Below are 14,399 nucleotides of genomic sequence, written 5' to 3'. Positions count from 1 at the left end.
CCACCCCACCTCGCCCCACCTCACCTCGCTCCACCCCGCCCCGTGCCTTCTCCCGCGCCGCCTCCCGCCTACTTGCTCAGCCGCCCGAACCTCCGCACCGCCAGCGGGAAGAACACCGCGAGCAGGGCCAGGGGCCAGGCGACCGCGGCCCAGACGTGGCCCGGCTCCCCGCCGGGGTTGCCGAACAGGTCACGGACGGCGGTGGCGGTCTGGGACATCGGGTTCCACTGGACGACCGTGCCCAGCCAGTCCGGCATCGAGGCGGGTTCGGCGATGGCGTTGGAGAGGAAGCCGACCGGCCAGACCAGGATCTGGACGGCCTGCACCATCTCCGGCCTCCCCGCGACCAGCGCCAGCTCGATGCCGATCCACAGCATCGCGAACCGGAACAGCAGCAGCAGTCCGACCGCGCCGAGGAACGCCCCCACCCCGCCGTCGGCCCGCCAGCCGAGGGCGTGGCCGACGCCGATGAGCACGGCCAGGGTCAGTGCCGACTGGAGCATGTCGGCGGCGGACCGGCCCACCAGCACGGCTCCGCTGGTCATGGGCATCGAGCGGAAGCGGTCGATGACGCCCTTGTTGAGGTCCTGGGTGACGGCCAGCATCGTGCTCTCCAGGCCGAACGCCATGGTCAGCGCCAGCATGCCGGGCACCAGGTAGTCGACGTACTGCCCGCTGACGCCTCGGCCGCCGCCGATCAGATAGCCGAACATCAGCAGCAGCATCACGGCGAAGACCAGGTTCACGGCCAGTTGCACCGGCTGCCGCGCCCAGTGGGCGAGTTCGCGCCGGGTCATGGTCCAGGAGTCGGTCAGTGCGTAGGTGTTCACGCGGCCTCCTTCGCCGGGTCGCCGTCGTCTCCCGTGAGGTGCAGGAACACCTCGTCCAGGGTGGGGCGGCGCAGGGCGATGTCCTCCGCCTCGACACCGCCCTCCTCCAGGGCCCGTACGACGCCGGAGAGCGCGGCCATCCGGTCGGTGACGGGGGCGCTGAGCAGCCGTCGGTCGGGGTCGACGGAGACGGTGTCCTTCGGCACCGGCAGCAGGGCGACGGCGGCGCCGAGCTGACCGGCGTCGCGCAGGACGACGTCGATGCGGTCGCCGCCCGTCAGTGCCTTCAGTTCGCCTGCGGTGCCCTCGGCGACGACCCGGCCCCGGTCGACGACGGAGATGCGGTCGGCGAGCTGGTCGGCCTCCTCCAGGTACTGGGTGGTGAGCAGGACCGTCGTACCGCCGCCGACCAGGGACCGGACGGCCGTCCACACCTCGGTGCGGCCGCGCGGGTCGAGGCCGGTGGTGGGTTCGTCCAGGAAGAGCACCTCCGGTTCGGTGATCAGGGACGCGGCGAGGTCGAGCCGTCGCCGCATGCCGCCGCTGTACTGCCTGACCGCCTTGCGTCCGGTGTCCGCGAGACCGAAGCGGTCCAGCAGTTCGTCCGCGCGGGCGCGGGCGCGGCGGGCGCCCAGGTGGTAGAGGCGGCCGAACATCTCCAGGTTCTGGTGGCCGCCGAGTTCCTCGTCGAGTGCCGCGTGCTGGCCGAGCAGGCCGATGCGGAAGCGCACCTCGCGGGCCCGGGTCAGGACGTCGTACCCGGCCACCTCGACCCGGCCGGAGTCCGGCCGCAGCAGGGTGGACAGGACGCGGACCAGGGTCGTCTTGCCCGCCCCGTTGGGTCCGAGCACGCCGTGCACCGTGCCGCGGGCGACGGTGAGGTCGAGCCCCGCCAGTGCGGATCTGCCGTTCTTGCCGCCGTACTTCTTGTGTGCGTCCACGACGGTGATGGCCGTGTCGGCCACGATGACCCCCTAGTTAGTCAAACTTGACTACGTGATCGAGGGTAAACCGTCGCGGGCTACTGGTCAAACTTGATTAGTGGGCGTCCCCCGGATGCCGTTCCCCGGTGGCGTACGGGTTCTCCTGGCCCTCCGACAGGACGCCGACGAACGGCTCGCCCTCACCGGCGAAGGTGTACGCCCCGCGCTCGACGCGGCCGATCAGCCCCCGGGTCCACTCGGCCTCGGCGTCGGCCGTGTGCACCCACAGGTTCATGATCTCGCCGATGTGGCCCAGCTGTTCGGGGCCGGACTCGGGCACGTAGTGCTCGGTGACCGCCGCCCGCCACTCCTCGATGCGCCGGATGCGCTCCTTCAGCAGCGCCACCGCCTCGTCCCTGGGCAGGTCCACGAGGAAGCCGATGGCCGCGGACTTGACGTCCATCTTCTGGTCGTAGGCGACGAGCGCCCCGCGCAGCAGCGTGAAGAACTCCTCGTCGCCCGCCGGGGTGATCTCGTACTCGGTGCGGGGCGGGCCGCCGGCCGTCGACGGGGCGATCTCGTGCGCGTGCAGCAGGCCCTGTTTCGCCATCTGTTTCAGGGCGTGGTAGATCGAGCCGGGCTTGGCGTTGGACCACTCGTGCGCGCCCCAGTACTCCAGGTCGTTGCGCACCTGGTAGCCGTGGGCCCGCCCGTGCTGGCGCACCGCGCCGAGCACCAGGAGACGGATCGCTGACATGCCGTCCAGGTTATGACCCGCCCACGCGGGAGCACCGGGAGCCCTGCCCCGGGCCCGTGGCTCAGAAGCCGCGCGTCCGCTTGGCGCCCTTGCGGCCCTCCGGCGAACCCACCCGCATGAAGAGGCGTGAGATCTCCGACCCGAGGTTGACCCCGATCGCGATGGCGATGGCGAGCGCACCGGCCTTGGTGAGCGAGTCCAGGCCCCTGTCGACGTCGTTCTGGGCGATCGACAGCAGACCGAAGTACGTCGCCGAACCCGGCAGCAGCGGGCCGATGGCGGCCGTCGTGTAAGGCAGCGCGGAGGCGTAGCGGTAGCGGGACAGCAACTGCCCGAAGAGGCCCACCAGACCCGCCGCGACCGCCGTGGAGGCGACGGGCGACAGATCGCCCGCGTAGTGCATGGCGCCGTAGACGGCCCACGCGACACCGCCGTTGAGGGTGACCGCGAGGACGGTGGACCGTTCCTGCTGGAGCAGCACCGCGAAGGTGAGCGACAGCAGCATCGACGCCGCCAGCTGCCAGAGCGGCCGTTCCTCGATGCTCAGCGCCGCGTCCGGGTTGAGCTGGGCGCCCAGCTGGACGCCGAAGTAGAGCACCACCAGCACCCCGACGACGATGCCCACGAAGAAGTACATGACCTCCAGCAGCCGGGCGGCGGCGGTGATGTAGAAGCCGGTCAGACCGTCCTGCACACCCGCCACCAGGGCCCGCCCGGGCAGCAGCGCGAACAGCCCACCGGTGATGACCGCGGAGGCCTTCACGTCGGCGTGTGCCAGCGTCAGCGCGACGCCTATCGCGGCCGGAGGCATCGCCGCGACGGTGAACTGGTAGAACTCCGGCAGCCCGCGCCCCGCGCACAGCCACGCCAGCCGGTCCCCGAGCATGGCGCCCAGCGCCGCCGCGAAGAAGACCAGCACCCCACCGCCGACCAGCACCGAGGCCGCGCCCGCGAGCAGCCCGCTCGCCCCGGTCAGCACCCAGGTCGGGTAAGGGTGCCGGTTGCGGCGGATCTCCGCGAGCCGCCGGTAGGCCTCCTCCAGGGAGAGGTGGGCCTCCGGGTCACTCAGGTCGTCCACCAGCTGGAACACCGCCGCCAGCCGGGTGTAGTCGGTGCCCCGTCGACGTACGGTCCGCGAGGCGGTGACGGGATCGTCGACCAGGGACGGCTGGTAGGAGATCGACAGCAGGGTGAAGGTCACGTTCGGCTCGCAGCGGTCCAGGCCGTAGGACCGGCACACGGCGAACATCGCCGCCTCCACGTCCTCCGCGCCCTCGCCGCCCGCCAGCAGCAGCTCCCCGATACGCAGCGTCAGGTCGAGCACGCGCGGGGCGGCCGGTCCGCCCTCCTCCGTCTTGGGCCCCGGCTCCGGAGCGGGCCGTTCCGTCACCGGCAGCCGCAGCATGGTGCGCATCCGCACCTGCCACGGCGCGTCCTTCGTGAGGCTGACGACCGGCACACCGCTCGGCGGGGTGAAGGCGGGCGGCGCGCTGCGGGTGCTGTAGGTGCTCGGCGGACTGAACGCCGACCCCTCGTGCTCGCCCGCGGGACGGACGTCGAGCCCGTCCGGGACGGCGAACTCGGACGTCGTCTCCGGCTCGGGGGCGACCCTGGGGACGTCGAAGCCCACCGGCACCGCGAACTCGGACGTCGTCGACGACTCACCGTCCACCGACGGCGGCGGTGCGAACGCGCTCCTCGCCTCGTCGGAATGCGGCTTGCGGTCCTCCGCGTCCGTCACTTGCGCAGCGCTCCCTGTACGACGTACGACTCCTGTGCCCGGCAACGACTGCCCCAGTATGCGCACAGCCATGCGGACGGACACGCACGCGTGCCGCGCGCGGACACGCGGACGGGCCGCGTCACCCCCAGGGGGTCACGCGGCCCGTGAACGGCAGGACGTGGTCTCAGTGACCGCCCTGCTCCTTGAAGCGCTTGTACGACTTCTCCAGCTCGACCTCGGCGTCCGCGCGACCGACCCAGTCTGCGCCCTCGACGGACTTGCCGGGCTCCAGGTCCTTGTAGACCTCGAAGAAGTGCTGGATCTCCAGCCGGTCGAACTCCGCGACGTGGTGGATGTCCCGCAGGTGCTCCATGCGCGGGTCGGACGCCGGGACGCAGAGCAGCTTGTCGTCGCCGCCCGCCTCGTCGGTCATCCGGAACATGCCGACCGCGCGGCACTTGATGAGGCAGCCGGGGAACGTCGGCTCGTCCAGGATGACGAGGGCGTCCAGCGGGTCACCGTCCTCGCCCAGGGTGTTCTCGACGAAGCCGTAGTCGGCCGGGTAGGTCGTCGAGGTGAAGAGTCGGCGGTCCAGGCGGATACGACCGGTCTCGTGGTCCACCTCGTACTTGTTGCGCGAACCCTTCGGGATCTCGATCGTGACGTCGAACTCCACCGGTGGCTCCTCCATGATCAGCACACAGTTCTGGTGGTTAAGTGTCCCCTACGCAGGTGTGTGATCGCGAAAGGGGCTGGTGGTCGTGCCAGAGCTGAGGCCTTGGCGGGCCGCGAGGCCGCGTGTGGCGCGGGTCGCGGACGCCGTACGTCCCCGGCTCACCCGGGTCGTGGGGGTCGCCCGGCCGCGGGTGACGCGACTGACCCGAGCGCTGAAACCGCAGGTCAAGGGCGCGGCGACCTGGCGGTACACGACCGGAGCCACCGTGGCGGGGCTGGCGCTGACCGCCGGTGCGGTGACCGTCGCCGGCCCCTGGGACTCCTCCGGCCAGCGTACGTCCGAGCGGGCCCGTGCCGTCGCCGCGGAACAGGCGGGTGGCGCAGATCACGGACGTAATTCCGGTACGTCCGACAGCTCGAACAGCTCCGGCGGCTCCGACACCGCGGCCGGTGCCCCGCGCCCCGCGCCCAGCGCCGCGTCCGTGCTGACCGGCCTCGGCGCCGAGACGGTGCGCTCCGCGCCGGACGGCCCGAGCCTCAGCGAGGTCCTCGGCCCCCTCCTGGGCGACCCGGCGCTCGGCGCCCGCCGCGCCGCCTCCGTGGTCGACCTGGGCACCGGCAAGCGGCTCCACGGCAGCGCCACCGGAGAAACCTTCATCCCCGCCTCCACCACCAAGCTGCCCACCGCCGTCGCCGCCCTCGCCGCACTCGGCCCCGACCACCGCCTCACCACCCGCGCCGCCTACGAGCCCGACACCGGCGAACTCGTCCTCGTCGGCGGCGGCGACCCCACCCTCACCGCCCGCGAGGACGCCGCGGGCTCGGCCAGCCTGCGCACCCTCGCCGCCAGGACCGCCGCCGCCCTGGCGGAACGCGACGTACGCCAGGTGACGCTGTCGTACGACACCACCCTGTACGCCGGTACCGACCTGCACACCATCGGCGTGAACGACAACCTCGCGCGCGTGACGCCCCTCATGGCCGACGAAGGCCGTACCGACGACTCCACGCGCGGGCCCGTCCCGCGCGTGCCCGACCCCGCAGCCGAGGCGACCCGCGCCTTCGCGGGCTTCCTCGAGGACCACGGCATCGAGTCGACCGCCCCTGGCCCCTCCAAGGCCACCGGCCGCGCCGAGACGCTCGCCGCCGTCTCCTCGCCCCCCGTCTCCGCCCTCGTCGAGCGGATGCTGACCAACAGCGACAACGACCTCTCCGAGCACCTCGCGCGGCACACCGCCATCGCCTCCGGTCAGCGCCCCGACTTCGACGGCGCCGGACGCGCCATCCACGCCCAGCTGGAGAAGCTCGGCCTGCCGCTGGACGGCGCCGTCTTCAAGGACGGCAGTGGCCTCAGCCGCGACAACCGGCTCTCCGCCGACCTGCTGACCGACCTGCTGGTCACCGCCGCCGACCCCGCCCGCCCCGAGCTGCGCCCCGCCCTCACCGGCCTCCCGGTGGCCGGGTTCACCGGCACGCTGACCAGCCGCTACACGGACGGCGCCGCCGGTGTCGTACGCGCCAAGACCGGCACGCTCACCGGCGTCAACACCCTCGCGGGCACGGTCGTCACCGCCGACGGACGCCTCCTGGCCTTCGGGTTCCTCTCCTCGGAGACCGTCGACCCGTACGCCGCCCAGGCCGCCCTGGACCGCGCGGCGACGGCGCTGGCGGGGTGCGGCTGCGGATGAACCGCCCCGCCGCGGTCCCGGAGGCGCCTTACCCCCTGTCGGCCATCACGGCCTGCCCCAAGTGGATGCGCTCACGTACGGTTGACGCATGACGAGCATCGGTGGTGCCGCATCTTCTGGGATGGTCGACTGGAACCTCGCGGTGGCGACCGCGACCCGGCTGGTACGGCCGGGCCCCGAGGTCACCCGTGACGAGGCCAGGGCCGTCGTCGCGGAGCTTCGCCGGCACGCCAGGGCCTCGGAGGAACACGTCCGGGGCTTCACTCGTCTGGGCACCGAGGAGACCCACGACACCCCCGTCCTGGTGGTCGACCGCCCCGGCTGGGTCCGGGCGAACGTCGCCGGGTTCCGCGAGATCCTCAAGCCGTTGCTCGACAAGATGCAGGAGCGGCGCGGCAGCACCCCCGGCGGCGCCGTCCTCGGCGCCGTCGGCGGCAAGGTCACCGGCGTCGAGCTGGGCATGCTGCTGTCCTTCCTGGCCTCCCGCGTCCTCGGCCAGTACGAGACCTTCGCCCCGCCCACCCGGGACCTGCCCGCCGGTGAGAACGGCGGCGGCCGGCTCCTGCTGGTCGCCCCGAACATCGTCCACGTGGAGCGCGAACTCGACGTACAGCCGCACGACTTCCGGCTGTGGGTGTGTCTGCACGAGGAGACGCACCGCACCCAGTTCACCGCGGTGCCCTGGCTGCGGGACCACCTGGAGAGCGAGATCCAGGCGTTCCTCGCGGAGACCGACGTCGACCCCATGACCGTCCTGGAGCGCATCCGGGAGGCCGCGCAGAGCCTCGCCGGGGGGCGCCCGGAGGGCGAGGAGGACAACGGCGGCCGGTCCCTCGTGGAGATCGTGCAGACCCCGGGCCAGCGGGAGATCCTCGGCCGTCTCACCGCCGTGATGTCCCTGCTGGAGGGGCACGCCGACTTCGTGATGGACGGCGTCGGCCCCGCGGTCGTGCCGTCGGTCGCGGAGATCCGCGAGAAGTTCCAGCAGCGCCGCGCGAAGGGCGCCTCCCGCCTCGACCTCGCCCTGCGCAAGCTGCTCGGCCTGGACGCCAAGCTCAGGCAGTACCGCGACGGCGAACGCTTCGTACGGGCCGTCGTGGACGAGGTCGGCATGGACGGTTTCAACCGCGTGTGGACCTCGCCGAACACCCTCCCCACCAAGGCGGAGATCGCCAAACCGGCGGACTGGGTCGCGCGGGTGCACCGCAAGCCGGAGGGGTGAACACCGTGTCCGGGTCGTGAACCGAATTCCGCCGACGGCAGGCAAACGCCCCTTCAATCACCCGTCCGAGGGACCGTGAGCCATGGGTAGGCGTGCAATGCTCGGGGAACCGCACGGTTCTGTCACCATCTACACACTCTGAGTGACCGAACCTCGGGTCTCACCCCCGACAACTTCATGAAGGGAACCGGACATGGGTCCCCATCCTGCGGTCGCGGCGATACGCCTGGCGGTCCGCCGCGTCCTCCACGACATCCTCACCGAACACCGCCGCACCCCGGCCGTCCCGTCCCACGAGCGTCCCCCCTCACCGCTCGTGCTCGTGGCGTGCTCCGGCGGCGCCGACTCCATGGCCCTGGCCTCCGCGCTCGCCTTCGAGGCCCCCAAGCTGGGCATCCGCGCGGGCGGCGTCACCGTCGACCACGGCCTCCAGGCCGAGTCCGACGCGCGCGCCGCCGAGGTCGTCCAGCGCCTGCGCGAACTCGGGCTCGACCCCGTCGTGTCCACCGCCGTGACGGTGGGCCGCGAGGGCGGCCCCGAAGCCGCCGCCCGTGACGCCCGCTACGCCGCCCTCGACACCGCCGCCGAACGCCACGGCGCCCGCGCGGTGCTGCTCGGCCACACCCGCGACGACCAGGCCGAAACCGTCCTGCTGGGCCTCGCCCGGGGCTCCGGCATCCGCTCCCTGTCCGGAATGGCCGCGGTCTCGGGGGCCGGCGGCCGTTACCGGCGGCCCTTCCTCGGGCTCGACCGGCAGACCGCCCGCAAGGCCTGCATGGTCCAGTCCCTCCCCGTCTGGGACGACCCCCACAACGCCGATCCCGCCTACACCAGGTCCAGGCTGCGGCACGAGGGCCTGCCCGCCCTGGAGAAGGCGCTCGGCAAGGGCGTCGTCGAGGCGCTCGCCCGGACGGCCCAGCTCTCCCGGGACGACGCCGACGCCCTCGACGCCTGGGCCAGCCAGGCCGAGGCCAGTGTCCGCGACGCCACGGGCCGGCTGGAGTGCGCCAAGCTCTACGCCCTGCCGCCCGCCGTACGCCGCCGAGTCCTGCGCCGCGCCGCCATCGAGGCCGGTGCCCCGGCCGGTTCGCTGTTCGCCCGGCACATCGAGGAAGTCGACCGCCTGATCACCGGATGGCGTGGTCAGGGGGCCATCAATCTCCCCGGCAAAGTCGTCGCCCAGCGTCAGGGTGGCAGACTGGTGATTCGGCAAGGCTGAAACTCCTCCCTCCGGGGAGGGCACCGGTCGCCCCTCGGTGAAGTCGAGGAGCGGCCGGACGGCCGGTGGGACGACCGAAAGTGATGCGGGTGGACGCGAAAGACATGGGTGCCGACCTCCAGCAGGTGCTCATCACCAAGGAAGAGATCGACGCGAAGCTCATCGAGCTGGCCGCGAAGATCGACGCGGAGTACGCGGGCAAGGACCTGCTGATCGTCGGCGTCCTCAAGGGCGCGGTGATGGTCATGGCCGACCTCGCGCGGGCGCTGTCCACCCCCGTCACCATGGACTGGATGGCCGTGTCCTCCTACGGCGCGGGCACCCAGTCCTCCGGTGTCGTGCGGATCCTCAAGGACCTGGACACCGACATCAAGGGCAAGCACGTCCTGATCGTCGAGGACATCATCGACTCCGGCCTGACCCTGTCCTGGCTGCTGTCCAACCTCGGCTCGCGCGAGCCGGAGTCGCTGAAGGTGTGCACCCTGCTGCGCAAGCCGGACGCCGCCAAGGTCGCCATCGACGTGGAGTGGGTCGGCTTCGACATCCCCAACGAGTTCGTCGTCGGCTACGGCCTCGACTACGCCGAGAAGTACCGCAATCTCCCGTTCGTCGGTACTCTCGCGCCCCACGTCTACGGCGGCTGAGCCCGGGGTCGGCGCCCGGGGCTGACTCGAAGGGCCCAGCACGTACGAAGATCGGGAACCCCGGCGGCCCCAGCGCCGTTGGAGCATGCAGACGGGTTCGCCAGCTGTCCCGCGCGGCTTGGGGCCACAATGCTGGGGTACCGTCAGAAGAACTGTCTTATCAAACTCACTATGGCAGGAGGGACGGGGCGGCACCGCTCCGTATGGATGGACGTGAAGCGATACTTCCGTGGGCCGGTCATGTGGATCGTGCTGGCCGTCCTTGCCGTGGTCGTGTTGATGCAGGTCGTCGGCTCGTCCGGCGGCTACAAGACGGTGGACACCGGCCAGGTCGTCCAGGCGATCAATGACAACAGGGTCGAATCGGCCAAGCTGACCACCGGCGACGAGCAGACCATCAAGGTCCAGCTCAAGGACGGCGAAAAGATCGAGGACAGCTCGAAGATCCAGGCGAGCTACATCGGCGATCAGGGCGTGACCCTCGCCCAGACACTGCAAACCAAGTTCCAGGACAACCAGATCCCGGACGGCTACACGGTCTCGCCGTCCAAGCAGAACCCGTTCGTGGGCGTGCTGCTCTCGCTGCTCCCCTTCGTCCTCATCGTCGTCGTCTTCCTGTTCCTGATGAATCAGATGCAGGGCGGCGGCTCGCGAGTGATGAACTTCGGCAAGTCGAAGGCCAAGCTCATCACCAAGGACACCCCGAAGACGACGTTCGCGGACGTCGCGGGGTCGGAGGAGGCCGTCGAGGAACTCCACGAGATCAAGGAGTTCCTCCAGGAGCCGGCGAAGTTCCAGGCCGTCGGCGCCAAGATCCCCAAGGGCGTGCTGCTGTACGGCCCCCCTGGTACCGGCAAGACGCTGCTCGCGCGTGCCGTCGCCGGTGAGGCGGGCGTCCCCTTCTACTCGATCTCCGGTTCCGACTTCGTCGAGATGTTCGTCGGTGTCGGTGCCTCCCGGGTCCGTGACCTGTTCGAGCAGGCCAAGGCGAACGCCCCGGCGATCGTCTTCGTCGACGAGATCGACGCCGTCGGCCGCCACCGCGGCGCCGGGCTCGGCGGCGGTCACGACGAGCGCGAGCAGACCCTGAACCAGTTGCTGGTCGAGATGGACGGCTTCGACGTCAAGGGCGGTGTGATCCTCATCGCCGCGACGAACCGGCCCGACATCCTCGACCCGGCGCTGCTGCGCCCCGGCCGCTTCGACCGGCAGATCGCCGTCGACCGCCCGGACATGCAGGGCCGGATGGAGATCCTCAAGGTCCACCAGAAGGGCAAGCCGGTCGCCCCCGACGTCGACCTGTCGGCCGTCGCCCGCCGTACGCCTGGCATGACCGGTGCCGACCTGGCGAACGTGCTGAACGAGGCCGCCCTGCTGACGGCCCGCAGCGACCAGAAGCTGATCGACAACAAGATGCTCGACGAGGCGATCGACCGCGTCGTGGCCGGTCCGCAGAAGCGGACGCGGATCATGTCGGACAAGGAGAAGAAGATCACCGCGTACCACGAGGGCGGACACGCCCTGGTCGCGGCGGCCTCACCGAACTCCGACCCGGTCCACAAGATCACGATCCTCTCCAGAGGGCGGGCCCTGGGCTACACCATGGTCCTGCCGGACGAGGACAAGTACTCGACCACGCGCAACGAGATGCTCGACCAGCTGGCCTACATGCTGGGCGGCCGCGCGGCCGAGGAACTGGTCTTCCACGACCCGACGACGGGCGCCGCGAACGACATCGAGAAGGCCACCGGCCTGGCCCGCGCCATGGTCACGCAGTACGGCATGACCGAGCGGCTCGGCGCCATCAAGTTCGGCGGCGACAACAGCGAGCCGTTCCTGGGCCGTGAGATGGCTCACCAGCGCGACTACTCCGAGGAGGTCGCCGCGCTGGTCGACGAAGAGGTCAAGAAGCTCATCGAGACCGCGCACAACGAGGCGTGGGAGATCCTGGTCGAGAACCGTGACGTCCTCGACAACCTCGTCCTCGCGCTCCTGGAGAGGGAGACGCTGGGCAAGGAGGAGATCGCCGAGATCTTCGCCCCGATCGTCAAGCGCCCGCCGCGGCCCGCGTGGACCGGCTCGTCGCGCCGTACGCCCTCCACTCGTCCGCCGGTGCTCTCCCCGAAGGAGCTGGCACTGACGAACGGGGCCAACGGCGCCCCGGCGGCGATCAGCACCGCCAAGAGCACCGCCACGGAGCCCGCCCCGGTGGCCGAACCGGCCCCCGAGGACCGTTCCGACAGCTGACACCCCGTTCCGGCCGGGTGAGGGTCACCTCACTTGGCCAGGAATGGATGCCGCGCCCCCCAGGTTCTAGCCTGGGGGGCGCGGCATTTCCGTGTATCCGCAGATCGGACGCGTGGTCCGCACGCGTGACAGGCAGAGGAACGAGGCACCACATGACCGACCCCGTGACGCTGGACGGCGAGGGCACCATCGGCGAGTTCGACGAGAAGCGTGCCGAGAACGCCGTACGCGAACTGCTGATCGCGGTCGGCGAGGACCCGGACCGTGAGGGCCTCAGGGAGACGCCGGCGCGGGTGGCGCGGGCGTACAAGGAGATATTCGCGGGGCTGTGGCAGCAGCCCGAGGACGTGCTGACCACGACGTTCGACATCGGGCACGACGAGATGGTGCTGGTGAAGGACATCGAGGTGTACTCGACCTGTGAGCACCACCTGGTGCCCTTCAGGGGCGTCGCGCACGTGGGTTACATTCCGGCCACCACCGGCAAGATCACCGGGCTGTCGAAGCTGGCGCGGCTGGTGGATGTCTACGCCCGTCGGCCGCAGGTGCAGGAACGGCTCACCACGCAGATCGCGGACTCCCTGATGGAGATCCTGGAGCCGCGTGGGGTGATCGTCGTGGTCGAGTGCGAGCACATGTGCATGTCGATGCGGGGGATTCGCAAGCCGGGTGCGCAGACCATCACCTCGGCGGTGCGCGGTCAGCTGCGGGACGCGGCGACCCGCGCCGAGGCGATGAGCCTGATCATGGCGCGCTGACGCGGGCCGGGCGACTCCGAGGAGAGGGCCCGTGGGCTCGGGCCCGGCTGGTCTCAGGCCGCCGGTGCCGTCCCCGCGGTGTCGTTGTCGTCGTCCTCCGGGAGCTTGCAGACATGCTCCAGGAAGATCGCCGCCGCTATCACGCCGATGCTCGCCACCACCGAGAGCCCGGCGTAGATGGCCTGGTCACGGCGGGCGGGGATGTCGAGGGACTCCAGCAGGAAGACGCCCGTGCCGCCGTACATCCCGGCGACGAGGGCGGCGACCAGGGCGCTGGCCTGGCCGAAGACGACCGCTCGGGCCGCCATCAGGGGATCGACGCCCTTGGCGCCGGGGCGCCGCTCGCGCTGGGCCCTGAGCCGGGCGCGCAGCGAGAGCGCCGTGGCGAGCAGGACCACGGCGATCAGGGCCAGCACGATGGGGGCGGCCAGGGGGACGCTGGGGAGGGTCCCGACGGAGTTCCAGAGGCGGGCGCCCGCCCAGGACAGGACACCGGCGACGACGAACACGCCTACCAGCACCCTGATGCGCAGTTCTCTCACGGTGTCCCTTCAGCTCCCCCGGCTCTCACCGACCGTGGCCCGGTCGTCTTGACCTTAACGACTATTCCGGCAGCCGGAGTTCCAGGTCCACGCGCGGGGCGACGCCTTCCCTGGTGACCGTGCCCAGCAGATCGGCTACGGGGCCGCGGCCGGGCAGCTGGGCGTCGGGGTCGATGTCGTGCCAGGGGGCGAGGACGAAGGCGCGTTCATGGGCGCGCGGGTGGGGCAGGGTGAGCTGCGGGTCGTCGGAGACGGCATCGGCGTAGGCGACGATGTCGACGTCGAGGGTGCGCGGGCCCCAGTGCTCGTCGCGGACCCGGTGGAAGGCCTCCTCGACCGCGTGCGCCCGCTCCAGCAGGGAGGACGGGGGAAGGGTGGTCTTCAGGACCACGACCGCGTTGTAGTACGAGGGCTGGCTGCCTGGCTCGACGCCCCACGGCTCCGTCTCGTACACCGGGGAGACGGCCTTGACGCGCAGGCCGGGGGTGTCGGCGAGGGCGTCCACGGCGCCCTGGAGGTTCTCCAGGCGGTTGCCCAGGTTGGAGCCGAGGGAGAGCACCGCGCGCTGGGGGTTGTGCAGGGTGGTGTCGGCGGCGTCCACCTTCTCGACGACGGAGGCGGGCACCGGCTGTACGGTCGGGTCGCTGTGACCCCCGGTGAAGAACGCGGTCATACTCGGCTCCGGGTGATCGTGACGGTCACGTCGTCGAAGGGCACCGTGATCGGCGCGTCCGGTTTGTGGACGCGGACCTCGACCTCCTCGACCGCTTCGTGCTTCAGACAGGTCCGGGCGATGCGCTCGGCGAGCGTCTCGATGAGGTTGACGGGCTCGCCCTCGACGACGGCCACGACCTCCTCGGCCACGATGCCGTAGTGCACGGTCTTCGTCAGGTCGTCGTCGGCCGCGGCCGGCCGGGTGTCCAGGCCCAGGACGAGGTCCACGACGAAGGTCTGCCCCTCCTCGCGTTCCTCGGGGAACACCCCGTGGTGCCCGCGAGCCCTCAGGCCGCGCAGCGCGACACGATCCACGCGAATCACTCCTGCAATCGTCGGTTGCGGCCGGTCGGTACCGGGTGCGGGCGGTACACCGGCCTCGGACGAATCTACCTGCGGGCACTGACAGGGCCGGGCCACGGGGGCGCGGGCCCGGACCGGGGCCGGGAGGATTCAC

Annotated in this window: 14 protein-coding genes; 6 read left to right on the top strand and 8 right to left on the bottom strand. The window is 71.2% G+C overall.

The genetic code is table 11. From position 1 onward, the window contains the following. Positions 1-68: 68 nt before the first annotated feature. The 5 genes from KBY47_RS29995 to KBY47_RS29975 all read right to left on the bottom strand — a co-directional run bounded on the left by KBY47_RS29995 (position 69) and on the right by KBY47_RS29975 (position 4,909). Positions 69-830: an ABC transporter permease gene (locus KBY47_RS29995; RefSeq protein WP_308405339.1), complete on the bottom strand. Its 762-nt coding sequence runs from the start codon at positions 828-830 to the stop codon at positions 69-71. Further along, entirely contained in the window at positions 827-1,795 is a 969-nt protein-coding gene (locus KBY47_RS29990) for an ATP-binding cassette domain-containing protein (protein ID WP_210926594.1), read from the bottom strand. Before KBY47_RS29990 ends, KBY47_RS29995 begins: the two co-directional genes overlap by 4 nt. Before the next feature lie 73 nt (positions 1,796-1,868). Then, positions 1,869-2,510, bottom strand: a complete 642-nt coding sequence (locus KBY47_RS29985) for a PadR family transcriptional regulator (RefSeq protein ID WP_210926592.1) — start codon at positions 2,508-2,510, stop codon at positions 1,869-1,871. A gap of 61 nt (positions 2,511-2,571) precedes the next feature. Next, the gene (locus tag KBY47_RS29980) at positions 2,572-4,251 is read right to left on the bottom strand and encodes a threonine/serine exporter ThrE family protein (protein WP_210926590.1); all 1,680 of its coding nucleotides are present in this window, start codon (positions 4,249-4,251) and stop codon (positions 2,572-2,574) included. 166 nt (positions 4,252-4,417) lie between these two features. Beyond that, positions 4,418-4,909 (bottom strand): inorganic diphosphatase, encoded by a 492-nt coding sequence (locus KBY47_RS29975; RefSeq protein ID WP_210926587.1) that lies wholly within the window; start codon positions 4,907-4,909, stop codon positions 4,418-4,420. Between the two features lie 79 nt (positions 4,910-4,988). Here KBY47_RS29975 and dacB point away from each other — a divergent pair, with 79 nt between their 5' ends. The 6 genes from dacB to folE all read left to right on the top strand — a co-directional run bounded on the left by dacB (position 4,989) and on the right by folE (position 12,686). Further along, entirely contained in the window at positions 4,989-6,596 is a 1,608-nt protein-coding gene (dacB, locus tag KBY47_RS29970; protein WP_210926585.1) for a D-alanyl-D-alanine carboxypeptidase/D-alanyl-D-alanine-endopeptidase, read from the top strand. Between the two features lie 88 nt (positions 6,597-6,684). Next, on the top strand, positions 6,685-7,818 hold the full coding sequence (locus KBY47_RS29965; protein WP_210926583.1) for a zinc-dependent metalloprotease: 1,134 nt from the start codon (positions 6,685-6,687) through the stop codon (positions 7,816-7,818). A 193-nt stretch (positions 7,819-8,011) separates the two neighbouring features. Further along, positions 8,012-9,037, top strand: coding sequence for a tRNA lysidine(34) synthetase TilS (gene tilS, locus KBY47_RS29960; protein WP_210926580.1), 1,026 nt, complete (start codon positions 8,012-8,014; stop codon positions 9,035-9,037). Positions 9,038-9,120: 83 nt separating this feature from the next. Beyond that, positions 9,121-9,681 (top strand): hypoxanthine phosphoribosyltransferase, encoded by a 561-nt coding sequence (hpt, locus tag KBY47_RS29955; RefSeq protein WP_210926608.1) that lies wholly within the window; start codon positions 9,121-9,123, stop codon positions 9,679-9,681. Positions 9,682-9,888: 207 nt separating this feature from the next. Continuing rightward, positions 9,889-11,928, top strand: a complete 2,040-nt coding sequence (ftsH, locus tag KBY47_RS29950; protein WP_210926578.1) for an ATP-dependent zinc metalloprotease FtsH — start codon at positions 9,889-9,891, stop codon at positions 11,926-11,928. A 152-nt stretch (positions 11,929-12,080) separates the two neighbouring features. Continuing rightward, positions 12,081-12,686, top strand: a complete 606-nt coding sequence (folE, locus tag KBY47_RS29945) for a GTP cyclohydrolase I FolE (protein WP_210926577.1) — start codon at positions 12,081-12,083, stop codon at positions 12,684-12,686. A gap of 53 nt (positions 12,687-12,739) precedes the next feature. Here folE and KBY47_RS29940 read toward each other — a convergent pair whose 3' ends face one another. The 3 genes from KBY47_RS29940 to folB form a co-directional block, all read right to left on the bottom strand. After that, positions 12,740-13,228, bottom strand: a complete 489-nt coding sequence (locus tag KBY47_RS29940) for a DUF3180 domain-containing protein (protein WP_210926576.1) — start codon at positions 13,226-13,228, stop codon at positions 12,740-12,742. 61 nt (positions 13,229-13,289) lie between these two features. Beyond that, positions 13,290-13,901, bottom strand: a complete 612-nt coding sequence (gene folK, locus KBY47_RS29935) for a 2-amino-4-hydroxy-6-hydroxymethyldihydropteridine diphosphokinase (protein WP_210926575.1) — start codon at positions 13,899-13,901, stop codon at positions 13,290-13,292. Beyond that, positions 13,898-14,257 carry a dihydroneopterin aldolase gene (gene folB / locus KBY47_RS29930; protein WP_374103129.1) on the bottom strand — a complete coding sequence of 120 codons (360 nt, stop codon included), beginning with the start codon at positions 14,255-14,257 and terminating at the stop codon, positions 13,898-13,900. Before folB ends, folK begins: the two co-directional genes overlap by 4 nt. Positions 14,258-14,399: the final 142 nt, after the last annotated feature.

It is taken from the genome of Streptomyces sp. B93 (assembly GCF_018070565.1).
In the GTDB taxonomy this organism is placed as follows: domain Bacteria; phylum Actinomycetota; class Actinomycetes; order Streptomycetales; family Streptomycetaceae; genus Streptomyces.
The sequence above is the reverse complement of the archived record's forward strand: the minus strand, read 5'-3'. Positions and strand labels throughout refer to the sequence as shown.

Excerpts from the sequence above, each read along its gene's own strand:
- KBY47_RS29985 (WP_210926592.1), bottom strand. The coding sequence starts at position 2,510 with ATGTCAGCGATCCGTCTCCTGGTGCTCGGCGCGGTGCGCCAGCACGGG.
- KBY47_RS29965 (WP_210926583.1), top strand. The coding sequence starts at position 6,685 with ATGACGAGCATCGGTGGTGCCGCATCTTCTGGGATGGTCGACTGGAAC.
- tilS (WP_210926580.1), top strand. The coding sequence starts at position 8,012 with ATGGGTCCCCATCCTGCGGTCGCGGCGATACGCCTGGCGGTCCGCCGC.
- hpt (WP_210926608.1), top strand. The coding sequence starts at position 9,121 with ATGCGGGTGGACGCGAAAGACATGGGTGCCGACCTCCAGCAGGTGCTC.
- ftsH (WP_210926578.1), top strand. The coding sequence starts at position 9,889 with ATGGACGTGAAGCGATACTTCCGTGGGCCGGTCATGTGGATCGTGCTG.
- folE (WP_210926577.1), top strand. The coding sequence starts at position 12,081 with ATGACCGACCCCGTGACGCTGGACGGCGAGGGCACCATCGGCGAGTTC.
- folK (WP_210926575.1), bottom strand. The coding sequence starts at position 13,901 with ATGACCGCGTTCTTCACCGGGGGTCACAGCGACCCGACCGTACAGCCG.